The sequence below is a fragment of the Salinibaculum sp. SYNS191 genome, assembly GCF_037338445.1.
Lineage (GTDB): Archaea > Halobacteriota > Halobacteria > Halobacteriales > Haloarculaceae > Salinibaculum > Salinibaculum marinum.
Genome location: NZ_CP147838.1, coordinates 3,169,953 through 3,183,069 on the forward strand (window position 1 = coordinate 3,169,953; position 13,117 = coordinate 3,183,069).

Here is a 13,117-nt window from a genome sequence, read left to right on the forward strand (position 1 = left end):
CAGTTGTTGCAGACAGTCGTCTCGATGGCCGTTCGATTCTTGCGCAGTTCATAAATAGTATGAATACGTAGGTTCGGTTAGACAGATGGCTCGGATCACTGGCTCCTATCCAGATGACCTCAACCTCCTTATTGAAGGTGCTGTTGAGGCTGGTGTGTTTGGGGGCAAGAGCGATGCGTTGCGAGAGTTCGTGCGTGAATACTTCGAGGATCACGAAAACGAGCGCATTGCAGCTGCAGTTGCTCTCTATGAACGCGAGCGAATCACGCTGGGTGATGCTGCGCGGCTCGCTGCTGTCGACCGCTGGACGATGCGCGACATCCTCCGCGAGCACGGCGTCGACCTCCGACTGGGTCTTGCTGATGAGGACGATGCAGCCTACGAAGTAGAGGCAGCGAGCGAACTCGAATTTGATGATGCGGACTCGGACGACGAGGAGCAGCCTGCGAAATGACAGGTACTGGCGTTCCAGCGAATCCAAGCGTCCTGAACACGACTGTCCTCTCGAATTTTACGTATATCGACCAGTTGTGGGTGATCACAGGACTTTCTGGAGTCTGTACGGTTCCAGTCGTTCGTGAGGAACTCGAAGACGGCGTTGATTCCCATCCCTATCTCCAATCAGCACTGGCTGTTCTCGACGACGAGATTCCAGTCACGACGGTTTCTGACACCGTTGCAAACAGAGAGGCAGTCGTCAGTGACCATCTTGATCCCGGCGAGGCACAGGCCTTCGCCCTGGCAGACGCACACGACGGCCGACTCCTGACCGACGACGGGGATGCTCGGTCGTTTGCCAAAGAACAGGGCGTGACTGTTGTCGGATCAGTCGGGACGCTCCTGGCTGCGCTTGATGCTGGCAAGATCGACGAATCGACCGCCGACGAGTGGATGTCGACGTGGATCGACGACATCGGCTACTACGTTCCGTATCGAACGATTTCGAAATATCGCTGACACCCTTCTCGTAGTTCGAACCTCCTGACCGGCGTGATCAGAACACGACTCTGACATCCTCCTGATTAATGTCGCCTGTCAATTACTTCCCGAGGTTCGACCGACACCGACGCTTGGCCATCGAACTCGGTCACGATACAGTCCGGCTCCGACGAGGCCAACGACGCCGAGCGCAACGCCCCACGTCAGAATCGCGTGGGGGACGTTGATCGTCACCAGCGCCGACGGGAGCAATACGCCCTCCGGTGCGACCACCGAAAGGTCGATTGGAAGCCGGCCCTGCGTAGCGTTGTCGGCTCCGTGCATCACCATGGCGAGCCACGCACTCCCGCCGGAGCCGTTGAATACCCACGCCAGCAGCACCGAGAAGCCGACGATGCCGACGAAGTACGAGCCGACCATCAGCACTCCCCAGTCGGCACGGAAGCCACCCGGCAGGAACTGCGGCAGGTGCCAGAAGCCCCAGAACACGCCGACGACGAGCGCCCCTCCCAGGGCACCGTAGCGTTCTTGCAGTTCTGGCTGGGCGAACCCGCGCCAGCCGAACTCCTCCTGACCGCCGCCAAGCAGCGTTCCGATGACGATGCCGATGACGATTGTCGTCGGGTTGACTTCGAACGCATTCCAGTCGATTGGGCCGCCGATGGCCCACGAGACGATGCCAGCGGCGTAGACGATGAGGAACGGGATGACGATAGCCGCGGCGTACCACGTCCAGTGGACACGGACCTTCGCGACGCGTCGGAACCACTCGCGGACGCTCTCGTCGCTCGCGGCGACGACCAGTGCTGCCGCCACCGAGGGCGCAAGCGCGCTCAGGAAACCTGCGAAGAACCAGCTCGTCCAAGACGGCTGTGTCATCCCGAGGATGTCCGGCAGCGCCCCAACGCCCCACGCCAGCGCATACGCCAGGGCGAAAAACGAGGTGAGCCGCTGTTTGCGGACAAATCCACGGACGGACTCGAACACGCCGGAACCGTCTGCCGCCGTCATTATCCGACCTCCGACCCGCGTCCAGGTGTCGATGGCTTGGACCTGTCGGCACCGGCGTCGTACCCGAGTCGGCCACCGGTCGCGACGATGAGCGCAATCGCGACCAGCCAGACGCCGATGTCGACTGCAACGAGAACCGTCAGAAAGCTCTCGCCGGTGATGGCGTCTATCGGAATTGGCACGAGCGTGCTGTTAGCCGTGTTGATGCCCGCATGCAGCACTATCGCGAGCAGCACGCTCTCTGTTCCATTGTAAATCCAGGTCAGGAGGAATGCGAAGCCGACGATGTTCACGACCCGGAGGACGAGTCCGGGGAGTTCCTCGACGAGCCACGCGAAACTGTAGACGGCGTTCGGGTCGGCCGCCAGTTGCGGCAGGTGCCAGAAGGCCCACACGACGCCGAGAATCAGTGTTGCCGACACCGGCGCGTACTGCTCCTGGAGTCTGGGGAGGGCGAACCCGCGCCAGCCGGGTTCTTCGTTCCCGCCTCCGATGAGTGCAACCGTCACGAACGAGACAGCGACGAGTGAGGCCCGTCCGGCAAGAACACTCGGGTCGACGCCCATTCCGAATAGGAGCATGCCAGCACTCGCCAGCACCACGACGAGCACGGGGAGGAACAGGGCGGCGAGATACCACCGCGGTGCGACGCGCCAGCGCACGATCTGTCCCGCCCACGCCCGCAGTGAACTCCCGTCGAGCCACGTGACGACGGCACCGGCGACTGCGGGACCGAAGCCACCCGCCACGTAGCTGAGCGTTCGGATCGGTTCGGCTGCCCCGAGGATGCCGGGGAGCCAGCCTACCCACGAGAAGCCATACGCGAGCAGGAAAAACGAGGCGACTGGATGGCGGGCCACCCGCCCGCGGAGGGAGGGGCTGCTCATGTGGTTCTAGATGCCAGCGATACTGTCAATGTGGACGATTCTTCTCAGACCGTGGGAAGTTGCAGGCCGACGAGTCCCAGTGTCAAGGCGCCGGGCAGGGAGGACTGTCTGGCGATGAGCACCGACAGCGGAGATGGCCGGCAAGCCGCCCTCAAAGCGTGAAGCGTCGCGCGGGCCAGGTCCTGGGCGTCCCCCGCCTCGCACACCGTCTGTCAGCCTGCGGACTATCGAATCTTCTCCAGCGAGCGATGCTCTGTTTCATCAGCGTGTGTAGCGAGGTACTGCAGAACCTGTTCGAACGCCTCAATCTCACCCGTCGCTTCGTCACTCGCTGCGCGCTGGCCTTCCCTGATGGCGTCGACCCGCCGACCCTCGGCGAGTTGGCGTTGCTCCCTGACGAACTCTCGGAGGCGGTCGATTCTGATGCGCTCGACGTCGGTATCCAGCATGCTACGGTCAACGGAGTGCCAATACTTGAATGCGCTCCATCGATCTTGCACTCGTCTTGCCCGTCATCCAGTCGGGATTCGAGTTCGTCGACGCGCTCTTGGAGTGCTGTGACGCGGCGCTTTCGCTGTCGCAGAACGTACAGCACACCGATGGGAATGCCGAAGAGAATCCCGAAGATGAGGACGATCACCAGCATTTCCGCGGGTGTCGGAAGTTGGAGTGGGAGGGGCACGGATGAAGATACGGTCAGTTTCCTCTAATACGTACCTCCAGTCCGTTCCTGCTGACCGAAACTCGTCGGCTAACGTTATACCTGCGGACAGGCTGTTTCCTGTATGAAACGACTGAATGCACTCTTTCGCCCTGTCGAGCGATATGCGGATGGCGTCTCTCCCAAAACCCACGGGATAGTAGCCATCGTCTCGCTTGCCACCTTTGTCGGAGTAATCGCACTGGGGTTCGTCCCGGTGACACGCCAGATCGAGACATCCGGCTACACTACTTCGGATTTGCAGGACGCGACGACCCGGGCGGAGGTAGATACGATACTGCAGGCCTTTGAGCCAGTCATGGACTCCGTTATGCTTCTATCGGTCCTCGATTACATCTTCATTCTGGCTGGGTTCTTCCTGTTTTTCTCACTCCACTCGCTCGTCCTGCACACGCTGGCGTTCCACGACAGGCTGGCGCTGATTCCGAAGATCGGAATGGTCCTGACTGTCTTTTCTCGGCTCCTCGACTCTCTGGAGAACCTCTGGGTTATCCTGATCTACACGAATCCCGAGGACTACGCGACGATCCTAATCTCCTTGATGAACGCTTCTGAAACGCTGAAGTGGACGCTCGTCAGAGTCGAATATCCCACGCTCGGAGTAGCCATCGTGGTTGCACTGCTCATACGGTATACCTCAGTGTTCGACAAGTACGTGGCGAGTCGACACTAGCCACCCGCAACAGGTCGGTTTCGGGCTCTCTGTCTGTGTTGGTTTCGGTCTCTCTGTCTGTGTTGGTTTCGGTCTCTCTGTCAGTGATGGTTATATCGTCTATATGAACTGAACATATCCAATTTCCGTACAGTCAAGCAGTTGCGAATCGAACTGCTCCGAGATTCCGGACGAGCGAGATCTTTCGGCATTTTCGTCGCTTTCAGTCTTAACGCTCTTTACGGTGGCTGCCGTATATCCGCGCAACGATGTCTATCGACCGAGATACATTCGAGAACACGAGTGAGGACGAACTTGCAGAACTCTCCGTCCCCGATCAAGTCCTCGGGTTTCTCGCCGCTAACGAGGATCGGGCCTTCAAGGCCCGCGAAATCGCGTCCCAGATCGACGTCGACGAGGGCGCAGTCAGCACCGCGCTCTCCCGATTGAAGGATCGCGACCTCGTCGAACACAAGGCAACGTACTGGGCGATCACCGACGACGCCGAGCGACTCGAGGGATACAGTGGCTACGAGCGAGCGACCGCGCTGTTCAACGACCAATTCGGCGCGGAGGACAAGAACACGTGGCGGGGACACGCACCCGAGGAACCACACCCGAGCGTCGAGGACGAACAGTGACCGACGCAGAGGCACCAATCTTCGAACGTGGCGAGTCGACACTAGCCACCCACAACAGGTCGGTTTCGGGCTCTCTGTCAGTGAAAGGTTATCCCACCCATGCGAACTGAACATATCCAATTTCCGTACAGTCAAGCCGTTGCGAATCGAATCGCGTCAGTCGTCGTCAGCAGTGTAGGCCCCGCTTCGATGTTCGATCCGGTGTACCTCCAACACGTGCTCGCTCCGGTCGAGCGTGCAGGCAAGCCGATACTGACCGATTCGGAGTTTCGAGAACGGACCACCGGTCAGCGGTTCGAGGAATGCGTCAGGCTCGCGTCACTTCGATTCGACAACCTCGTCGAGTTTCGAGACGACCCGGTCCTGTACGTGCAGGTCGAGCGAATCGAACTGCTCCGCAGCTTGCGGCGTGAACTTCCACGTCCAATCGTCGTCACTCGTCATCCGCGTCCTGATCCATCATCTCGACGACTTCCTCGCGGGATACCAGTTCTGCCTCGCCCGACCGAAGGTTGTGCTCGCTCGCCGCGATCTGTTTCCACCCTTCGCGCGAGAACTCCGGGTGCTTCACCGCGTCGCGGGCAGCGTAGCGGAGAAACTCACTCCGCGAATTGAACCCCTGTTCTTGCCACGTCGTGTCGATATCTTCGAGGAACGCCTTGCTGAGCCGAAGATTTATCTGGACCATCTCGGGCCCGTCGTCGCCACCAGTAGTATCCGCGTCGGACATATACAGATGCTTTGCGCTCGTATATACTAAATCTTCCCACTGCTGCGCCGACGACTACAGGACCTCAGAGGTGAATATGATACATACTGCGAGCGCATACCCGCGATTCGAGGCGACTGTGACGACTGGCAGTGTTACGGCGGTTCCCTCACCTATTTGTCGTCGTCACGGAGGTGATCGTAGGCCCTGTTCGCCCCGACGAGCGCTGCGAGTGACGCGAGTCCCGACACCACTCCGAACCCGGGGCCGTTTGCGGACGGGCTCGCTGTCGACCCGTCTTCACCAGATCCGCTGTTTGCGCCACTGGTGTCGGCGGTTTCTGTCTCCCCGTCATTCGCTGTTGCAGTGGCTGCGTTCTCGTCCAGTGTTACCTGGATGGTGTGTGCCTCGTCCTCTTCGAGTTGGACCTGCGTCGCGAAGGTCTCGTAGCCAGATAGGTCGACATCGGCGGTGAGGTTCGCGGGGGAGAGCTGCACTGGCCCGAATCTTCCCTGGGTGTTTGTCTGCAGCGTCGCGACCACGGTGTCCGTGTCGATGTCCACAATATCGACAGCCACGCCTTCCGCGGGCGTGCCGTCCTGATACCGAACCCTGCCGCGCACACGGCTGTTCGGGGTCGCCGTGCCGGTGTCCTCGTCCAGTGTTACCTGGATGGTGTGTGCCTCGTCCTCTTCGAGTTGAACCTGTGTTGCGAAGGTCTCGTAGCCAGATAGGTCGACATCGGCGGTGAGGTTCGCGGGGGAAAGCTGTACCGGCCCGAACGCCCCCTGGGTGTTTGTCTGCAGCGTCGCGACCGCGGTGTCCGTGTCGATGTCCACGATATCGACAGCCACGCCTTCGGCGGGCGTGCCGTCTTCATACGTCACCTCGCCAGTGATGCGGCTGTTCGGCCCCTCGCCGTCGGGACAGGACCCGTAATCGACGGAGCCACGTCGGTCAGTGACGTCGCCGTCGAAGGCGTAGAGCGTCTCCTGGTTGGCGACGTACACTAAGCCGTTGGAGATGGCTGGGGAGGTAGTCACCTTGCTCTCGAGATTCTCCGCCCACAGCCGCCCGCCGTCGGCAGCGTCGATAGCGTGGAACTGCCCGCCAGTGTCGCCGACGTAGACGACGCCATTTGCGACGGCTGGGGCTGCCACCACCTTGCTGCCAAGGATCGTCGACCACTGTTCGTCACCGGTCGCAGCGTCGAACGCACGGAGCTTCCCGTCTCTCGTCCCCACGAAGAGGGTACAGCCGGCCACCGCTGGGCCTGCGTCGGGCCCGAGATCGACGCCCTCGGTCTTCCAGACCTCCTCGCCGGTGGTGGGGTCGAGCGCCCAGAGGACTTCGGACTCGTAGTCACCCAGATAGAGGAGACTGTTCGCGACGGTGGGTGCGGTGAGGTAGTATTGAGCGTTGCCAACGTCGACGAGGTCCTGTTTCCAGTCGAGGTCACCCGTCGCCGCGTCGAAGGCATAGACGTACAGCGTGTCAAGCCCGCTCGTCGTTGCGTATACCGTGCCGTCGTGGACCGCTGGCGTCGTCCGAAGCTTGAGCCTCTCATTATCTTCGTGCGTGTCGTACGCCCACTGGATCGTCCCGTTGGCTGCGTCGACTGCGTACATCGTGCCCGCGTTGGTGCCGAAATAGATCGTTCCGTCGTCGACGGCCGGTGACGCCCGGGCTTTTCCTTCGACCTCGTAGGTCCACTGCTCTGTACCCGTCGCTGGATCGGCCGCGACCACTTTCCCGTCGGTGTGGATGTAGTAGAGGCGACCCTCGGCGACCGCTGGCGTGGTCTCGACGCTCCTGAAGAACAGTTGGCCGGTGCTCCACGTCTGCTCTCCGCTGTTGGCGTCCACTGCATAGAGTTGCCCGCCGCGACTCGTGGTAGACCCGATGTAGACAATGCCGTCGGCAACGACCGGCGAAGAGTGCGTGAACGTATCGTTGTTTGCAGACGTCCGAGTCCAGGCAGTCGTCGGATTCCCGGTCGGTGTCAGTGCATCCGGGCTATGGCGCGTATTTCTCAGGTCGTAGCCCGCCGTTGGCCACGCCACGTTTGCCTGCGTTTGGCGCTCGCCGGTTGCCAACGAACGCTCCGTGGAGCGCCCCGTAACCTGCCCGATCATACCCGTCCCGAGGCCACTGCCCGCCAGGAGTGCAGTCGTCGATACACCGCCGAGTATCTGCCGACGCGAGACGTCCACCGAGGATTCATCCGTATCCTGCTCAGCAGTCATTGCACGCCTCCCCCAGTTTCAATTTTCCAGACATGTCGAATGGGAATATATCAACAACGTGGATTAAATCAGGATGCTATGTATCTAGAATCGTGTCGAAGTCGGCCGCTGTCGCTCTCTCTAGCTCCAACAGGGACCGGCCGAACCGTTGTGGTAACGTCTCTGTCAATGGATAACCTCCTGTTCACTGGATTAGCCCCGAATCTCTCATAGTCCCCCCGGGACTAGCCGCGAAAGAGTTTCAGTACCTCGTCAAGGACGTCCGGTTCCACGCCGACGAGATAATACTCACCGGGTTCGAGTTCCGTCTCGCCGCGCGCCATCCGCGTCCGGTTCCGATCCGAGATGACGAGGCTCCCTCTCGGGAGGCTGATATCTTCGAGCGTACGTCCGGCAACCGGGGCGTCCTCGGCGACCTCGATCTCCAGGATTTCGAGGTCGTGGTGGGTGGCGATGATGGTCCGTACTTCGTCGCCCGAGAGAATGTCAGCGGCTGTGTTCGCACTGAGTTCCTGTGGCAGGATCGTCGCGTCGGCAATCTCGTCGTACTCGTCCTCGGTTCCTGTCCCGGTTCGAGCGAGCGTTCTGATGTTGGGGGCGATTTGTTTTGCCTCCAAACAGATCGCGAGATTGGTCCCGGGCTCGTCGGTCAACGCGGCGATGGCGTCTGCCCGCTCGAGGTCTGCCTGTTCGAGAATCGACGGCGCCGTCGCATCTCCCTGCAGGACCATCGCGACGTACTCATCAGAGACCTCCTCTGATCGATCCTCGTCTTTCTCGATCAGGACGATCTCGTATCCGCGGTCTGCGAGTTCCTGTGCGGTTCGTAGTCCGATACGGCCGCCGCCGGCGATGACGATACGTTTCGTGTCTGGCATAGGTTCCTCCATCCGTCGGATTACTCGAACGTGGACCGTCGCTCTCGGCCTCTTTGACTATTCGAGGAGGCCACATTTCAAGTCCCTGGTTTTTCCAGCGGTTCAGGAAACCGAGCGAGCGCGTTGCTCACGTCAATACTGGCTGGCGGATTACTTGGCGCTGGCTTGATATCTCGATGAGTTCACGCGTGACTTCGCGGTTGGTTCACCCCCGATGAGGACGAAGACACGACGTCGTCAGGCGGAACTCGTGACCTCGATGTCCATCAGGTCAGAGACAGTCCGGTATCCGATGTTTCGTGCGTTCTCCTCGGGGAGCATCCCGAGTAACGCTCGCCCAGCATCCACCCAGGTGTCGAGTGCCCAGTCGGTATAGTGCCACTCGGCGGAAGCGTCCATCCCCCAGGTTAGTCGATCCGAGTACTCCTCGAGAACCACCTCGTACTCGTCGTAAAATCGCTGTGCAATCGTCTCGACGCCACCCCTCTCCGCAATCCGGGTTCGAAATTCGTCCTCGGTGAAGGTCCCCTCGCGGTACGCAAGCGGGTGTAATGTCGAGATATCGTAGGTCAGATTCGGGTTGTTCTCGAGGGCGTCGGCGACGAGTTCGCCCGTCGGTGTCTCTTGCCATTGATAGGTCGCGTGAACGAGAAACTGCGTGTCGCGGTTGTGGGCCATCGCGTTCGCGAGACTCGCTTTCGTGGGGCAGTCGCTGAACTCGTCCCACTCCTTGCGCATCTCCTCCGGATATCGCCACGGCTCCGATGCATGCACCATTACGGGAATCCCACGCTCTGCAGCCAGGTCCCACAACTCGAGGGCTTCAGGGTCGTCTGGCTGCGGCGGCGGCTCTCCTTCGGGTGTCACCCGGCCTTTGAATCCGAGTTCGCCGAGCCCGACGTACGGCCACGCTTCGAGACGCTGTCTGAACGCCGCCGCGAGGCTATCGTAGTCTTCCCGGAGTTCGTCCCACCCGAACACAAAGGGGAGCAGCCGCTCGTCGTGCTCGACGAGTTGGCCCATATACTCGTCCGCGGCGAACCCGATCACCTGCTCTACCTTGTTGCGGGCCATCCAGCGGACGTACCACTCGATATCCTCCCGGATGACGCTGTAACCATCCCAGCCGTGCATGTGTTCGTGTGCAGACACCAACGGGCCCTGGTAGTACTCGTCGGGCCACTCGCGAACGTCGACGCGCTCTGCCGTCGTAGACTCGGAGGGGGCTGTCGACGTCGATTCGGGGTCGTTGCCGAGACAGCCTGCTGTTGCACCCAGGAAACTGAGGAACGCGCGACGACTCCATCTTCGCATTATTGACCATACGGGGACGCCGTCTACAAATGGATTTACCCCACAGAGTTAGGTTGTGAGTGCCACGATGCTATTTGGGTTCGCTTTCTGCCCGTGGCGAGGGGACTTCTCATCACCATGTCTCGATTTGCCCTGGTGCATCCATCGAGCAGAGTGGTTCTGATACAATTCTGGTGGCTTGTTCTCAATGCATACAGCGTGCGAATTTTGCACTGGAGACAGAAGTGCACGGATCGATAACGGGATTCGCGTCTCCCTCTCACGAGGCCGAAGAAGCGTCTTGCGGGGGCGATACCTGGCGAACAGTCAGTCGGACTCCTCCTCTCGAACCGTTAATACGGGGACAGGTGACCGTCGCACAACTCTTTCGGCGACGCTTCCCAGGATGATCCGATCGATGCCCGTCCGTCCGTGGGTTCCCATGACGACCATGTCGATGCCGTGCTCACGAATGTATTCCAGAATCTCTTCGTGGGGATAGCCCTCTACGAGTTCGGTCACGACGGACAGCCCAGCCTGGGTTCCCGCCACCTCATTGTCTCGTAATGCTTGACGTCCCTCCTCCTGAAGCATTTGTAGCAAGGGCCCCGAACGTGCTAGACGGAGGTCGACGACGTACAGAGCGTGAAGAGTCGCGTCCCACTGTGTGGCGATTTCGATGCCGTGTTGGAGAGCGGCTTTCGCCCCTTGACTCCCGTCGGTCGGAATCAAGATGTCGCTGTACATATTGCACGTTAGCTTGCAGAGAGTATCAAAGCAACACACGAGACGGCACCACCGACTGGTCTCGACGCACTGGTGGAGAATCCTTCTGTCTCTCAGAACGCTCTTGATAGAATCCCACGTCGCTGACTCGGATATTGCTCCAGAGAGAGACCGTATCGGGTCTCGGCGGCTCACCGACAGTCGGAATCGGCCCTGCTAGCGTGGGCCCTTTTACCCAAACGTACAAGCATCTCGGTAGCTAAGAGTGACCATGGTAGCTCTCAGCGAACAAACAGCGGGGATGGAACTCACGCTCCCACTGCCAGTCCCGAATGCGCAACTATTTCGATACGCAGCCACCAGCGACATCCTCTCACTCCTCGCAAACAACCCGCATACACAATTCAGCATCCGAGACATCCGGCGAGCAACTGACCACAGTCCCAGCAGCGTCACAGATACGATCGACCTGCTGGTTGAAACCGATCTCGTCCACGTCACGAGAGAAGGGAATAAGAAACTCGTCCAAATCAATCGCGAACGCCTCTCGAAACCCGACGATCCCATTCTCCAGATCCCGCAGGCTGAGTTCCAAGACCCGATCCGCTCACTCGTCGGTCGCTTGCAGGACCAGATCGACACCATCGCAGGCATCCTGATCTTCGGCAGTGTCGCCCGCGGTGAGGCCGACCGTTCGAGCGACATCGACTGCTTCGTCCTGGTGAGCGACGAAAAGGCGACCGCTCAGCAAACCGCTCACGAAGTTGCACGCGACCTCGAGGAGGAACGTTTCGATGGTGACCGATACCAGTTCGAAGTCCTCGTCGAATCCAGACGGAGCGTCACCAACATCGGCGAGCGCCTCAAGGAAATCTTCACCGAAGGCATTGTCCTCTACGAAACAGACCAGCTTCAGGATGCCAAGGACGAGGTACTGACGAATGGACGGTAGTTACGTCGAAGACGCACTCACCGACGCCCAGCAAGCCTTCGAGCGGGAACCAGCACACAAAGAGTCCGGTCTCGACGTCGACGACGATGCACTCTTACAGCTCCGGAAGGCGTGCCGGCTCCTTGATGCTGCTCGCTTCCTGCGGACACAGAACGGGTACTACACAGTTGTCATCGAAACCTCATTTATCGCCATTGAGCGGAGTATCCACTTCTACCTCCTTCACGCGACTGGCATGGACAGCACTGAATTCGTCTCCCATACCGACGTCTATCAGCGTGGTGCCGAAGCAAATTTGTATAGCCGGTCACTCGGCGATCAGTTGCTACAACTCTGGCGAGAGAATCGCTCGAAAACCTACTATCGACAGGCCGTCGGTGGCGAGATGCAGGCCAATACCATGCTCCAACTTGCGACTGCTATCCATCACTATATTCTCGATTTACTCTCTGTCGACCACGAGTGTGTCTGCAACCGGGAGTGAATCACCATCAAATAGCGCGTACTGCAGATGGGTACCTCCCCTACATTCCAGAGCTAGCCTGCCCGGCAGCGTCCGCGGCAGCCACCACTGCTTCGACGCGGCGCTCTAGCGTCGAGTCATCCAGCAGCAGGCCGCGCTGTTCGTGCGTTACCGTCGCTTCCGGGGTCTTCCCCCGGTCCCCGTCTGCGAGGTCGAGCATCCCCTGTGCGAGGCTGGCGCCGAGGCCCTCTGCCCCCTCGAGCATCTCGCTCATCGCGTCTATCATCGTCCCCGTGGCGTCACCGACGCCGACGCCGCCTTCGATGTCTGTCACCGCGCGCTCGAGGCGCGGGGTGAGCAGCGCGTCCGCACGCTCGTCCGAGAGATCACCCCACACCGCGACTCCGTCCTGGACGGTCACCGTCCGAGTCTCACCAAACTCGGGAACGTCGGCCAGTGACTCCTCGTCCGGAGCGATATCGGGGGTTGCGCCCCCGGCGCGTCCGAGGTCGCTCAGCTCCCTGTCTGGCGGCCCGACGAGCGCGCTCCATTCGACCGGGGAATCGAGTTCCGCCTCCACGAGCGTGTAGGTCCGACTCGAGTCGGTATCGCCCCCACCCCCCTGCTCGTAGGTGTGGACGCGGACCGGCCGGCCGTCCACCTCGCCAGTCAGGTCGTGCTTGGCGAAGACGTTGATGCCGCCCTCCGGCGTCAACCCCAGGTTCTGTCCCATTCGCCGCCAGACTAACGCGTTGAACATGGTGTTGAGCAGCGCGGCGAGGAACAGGAGTGCAACGGCCCCGCCGAGTGCAATTGGCGGGCCCACGGGTACTGCCGAGGCGGAGATGTATGGCTCTGCGAACCCAAAGCTCACCGCAGCGACACCGAAGGCGACGAGGACAACACTTCCTAGAAACAGGCCTGATTTTCGTGTCATCTGTCAATATCATTGTCAGAACTTTCGAGGAAGGGTTAAAAAAGTACGGTGTGGGGTGGGGG

Annotated in this window: 16 protein-coding genes and 1 pseudogene; 7 read left to right on the forward strand and 10 right to left on the reverse strand. The window is 60.3% G+C overall.

Going from position 1 to position 13,117, the window contains the following annotated elements; all coding sequences use genetic code 11:
- The first annotated feature begins 85 nt into the window (after positions 1-85).
- Both WDJ57_RS16455 and WDJ57_RS16460 read left to right on the forward strand, forming a co-directional pair.
- Complete coding sequence (locus WDJ57_RS16455) at positions 86-454, forward strand: UPF0175 family protein (protein ID WP_338901979.1); 369 nt, start codon at positions 86-88, stop codon at positions 452-454.
- The gene (locus WDJ57_RS16460) at positions 451-957 is read left to right on the forward strand and encodes a twitching motility protein PilT (RefSeq protein WP_338901980.1); all 507 of its coding nucleotides are present in this window, start codon (positions 451-453) and stop codon (positions 955-957) included. The genes WDJ57_RS16455 and WDJ57_RS16460 overlap by 4 nt, the downstream gene beginning before the upstream one ends.
- Positions 958-1,035: 78 nt before the next feature.
- On the opposite strand, the gene WDJ57_RS16465 is transcribed toward WDJ57_RS16460, so the two are convergent.
- The 3 genes from WDJ57_RS16465 to WDJ57_RS16475 all read right to left on the reverse strand — a co-directional run bounded on the left by WDJ57_RS16465 (position 1,036) and on the right by WDJ57_RS16475 (position 3,286).
- Positions 1,036-1,950 carry a CPBP family intramembrane glutamic endopeptidase gene (locus WDJ57_RS16465; RefSeq protein ID WP_338901981.1) on the reverse strand — a complete coding sequence of 305 codons (915 nt, stop codon included), beginning with the start codon at positions 1,948-1,950 and terminating at the stop codon, positions 1,036-1,038.
- Positions 1,950-2,837: a CPBP family intramembrane glutamic endopeptidase gene (locus tag WDJ57_RS16470; protein ID WP_338901983.1), complete on the reverse strand. Its 888-nt coding sequence runs from the start codon at positions 2,835-2,837 to the stop codon at positions 1,950-1,952. The genes WDJ57_RS16465 and WDJ57_RS16470 overlap by 1 nt, the downstream gene beginning before the upstream one ends.
- A gap of 224 nt (positions 2,838-3,061) precedes the next feature.
- A complete protein-coding gene (locus tag WDJ57_RS16475) occupies positions 3,062-3,286 on the reverse strand; it encodes a hypothetical protein (RefSeq protein WP_338901984.1) in 225 nt (74 codons plus the stop codon).
- 29 nt (positions 3,287-3,315) lie between these two features.
- Here WDJ57_RS16475 and WDJ57_RS16480 point away from each other — a divergent pair, with 29 nt between their 5' ends.
- From WDJ57_RS16480 to WDJ57_RS16490, 3 genes are all read left to right on the forward strand, one after another.
- A complete protein-coding gene (locus tag WDJ57_RS16480; RefSeq protein WP_338901986.1) occupies positions 3,316-3,525 on the forward strand; it encodes a hypothetical protein in 210 nt (69 codons plus the stop codon).
- Positions 3,526-3,622: 97 nt separating this feature from the next.
- Positions 3,623-4,231 (forward strand): hypothetical protein, encoded by a 609-nt coding sequence (locus WDJ57_RS16485; RefSeq protein ID WP_338901988.1) that lies wholly within the window; start codon positions 3,623-3,625, stop codon positions 4,229-4,231.
- A gap of 248 nt (positions 4,232-4,479) precedes the next feature.
- A complete protein-coding gene (locus WDJ57_RS16490) occupies positions 4,480-4,851 on the forward strand; it encodes a MarR family transcriptional regulator (protein WP_338901989.1) in 372 nt (123 codons plus the stop codon).
- 156 nt (positions 4,852-5,007) lie between these two features.
- On the opposite strand, the pseudogene WDJ57_RS16495 reads toward WDJ57_RS16490, so the two are convergent.
- The 6 genes and pseudogenes from WDJ57_RS16495 to WDJ57_RS16520 form a co-directional block, all read right to left on the reverse strand.
- Positions 5,008-5,295: pseudogene (locus WDJ57_RS16495) on the reverse strand (type II toxin-antitoxin system RelE family toxin).
- Positions 5,285-5,581, reverse strand: a complete 297-nt coding sequence (locus tag WDJ57_RS16500) for a ribbon-helix-helix domain-containing protein (protein WP_338901990.1) — start codon at positions 5,579-5,581, stop codon at positions 5,285-5,287. The pseudogene WDJ57_RS16495 and the gene WDJ57_RS16500 overlap by 11 nt, the downstream one beginning before the upstream one ends.
- A 152-nt stretch (positions 5,582-5,733) precedes the next feature.
- Positions 5,734-7,806: a PQQ-binding-like beta-propeller repeat protein gene (locus WDJ57_RS16505; RefSeq protein ID WP_338901991.1), complete on the reverse strand. Its 2,073-nt coding sequence runs from the start codon at positions 7,804-7,806 to the stop codon at positions 5,734-5,736.
- A 224-nt stretch (positions 7,807-8,030) separates the two neighbouring features.
- Positions 8,031-8,684: a TrkA family potassium uptake protein gene (locus WDJ57_RS16510; RefSeq protein WP_338901992.1), complete on the reverse strand. Its 654-nt coding sequence runs from the start codon at positions 8,682-8,684 to the stop codon at positions 8,031-8,033.
- Positions 8,685-8,921: 237 nt separating this feature from the next.
- The gene (locus WDJ57_RS16515; protein ID WP_338901994.1) at positions 8,922-9,998 is read right to left on the reverse strand and encodes a hypothetical protein; all 1,077 of its coding nucleotides are present in this window, start codon (positions 9,996-9,998) and stop codon (positions 8,922-8,924) included.
- A 306-nt stretch (positions 9,999-10,304) separates the two neighbouring features.
- Positions 10,305-10,724 (reverse strand): universal stress protein, encoded by a 420-nt coding sequence (locus WDJ57_RS16520; protein WP_338901995.1) that lies wholly within the window; start codon positions 10,722-10,724, stop codon positions 10,305-10,307.
- Between the two features lie 250 nt (positions 10,725-10,974).
- Between WDJ57_RS16520 and WDJ57_RS16525 the strand changes: the two genes are divergently transcribed.
- Together WDJ57_RS16525 and WDJ57_RS16530 are read left to right on the forward strand one after the other, a co-directional pair.
- Positions 10,975-11,655, forward strand: a complete 681-nt coding sequence (locus WDJ57_RS16525) for a nucleotidyltransferase domain-containing protein (RefSeq protein WP_338901996.1) — start codon at positions 10,975-10,977, stop codon at positions 11,653-11,655.
- Complete coding sequence (locus WDJ57_RS16530; RefSeq protein WP_338901998.1) at positions 11,645-12,139, forward strand: hypothetical protein; 495 nt, start codon at positions 11,645-11,647, stop codon at positions 12,137-12,139. The genes WDJ57_RS16525 and WDJ57_RS16530 overlap by 11 nt, the downstream gene beginning before the upstream one ends.
- A 40-nt stretch (positions 12,140-12,179) precedes the next feature.
- Here the strand turns inward: WDJ57_RS16530 and WDJ57_RS16535 are convergent, their stop codons facing one another.
- Entirely contained in the window at positions 12,180-13,055 is an 876-nt protein-coding gene (locus WDJ57_RS16535) for a hypothetical protein (RefSeq protein ID WP_338901999.1), read from the reverse strand.
- Positions 13,056-13,117 lie beyond the last annotated feature (62 nt).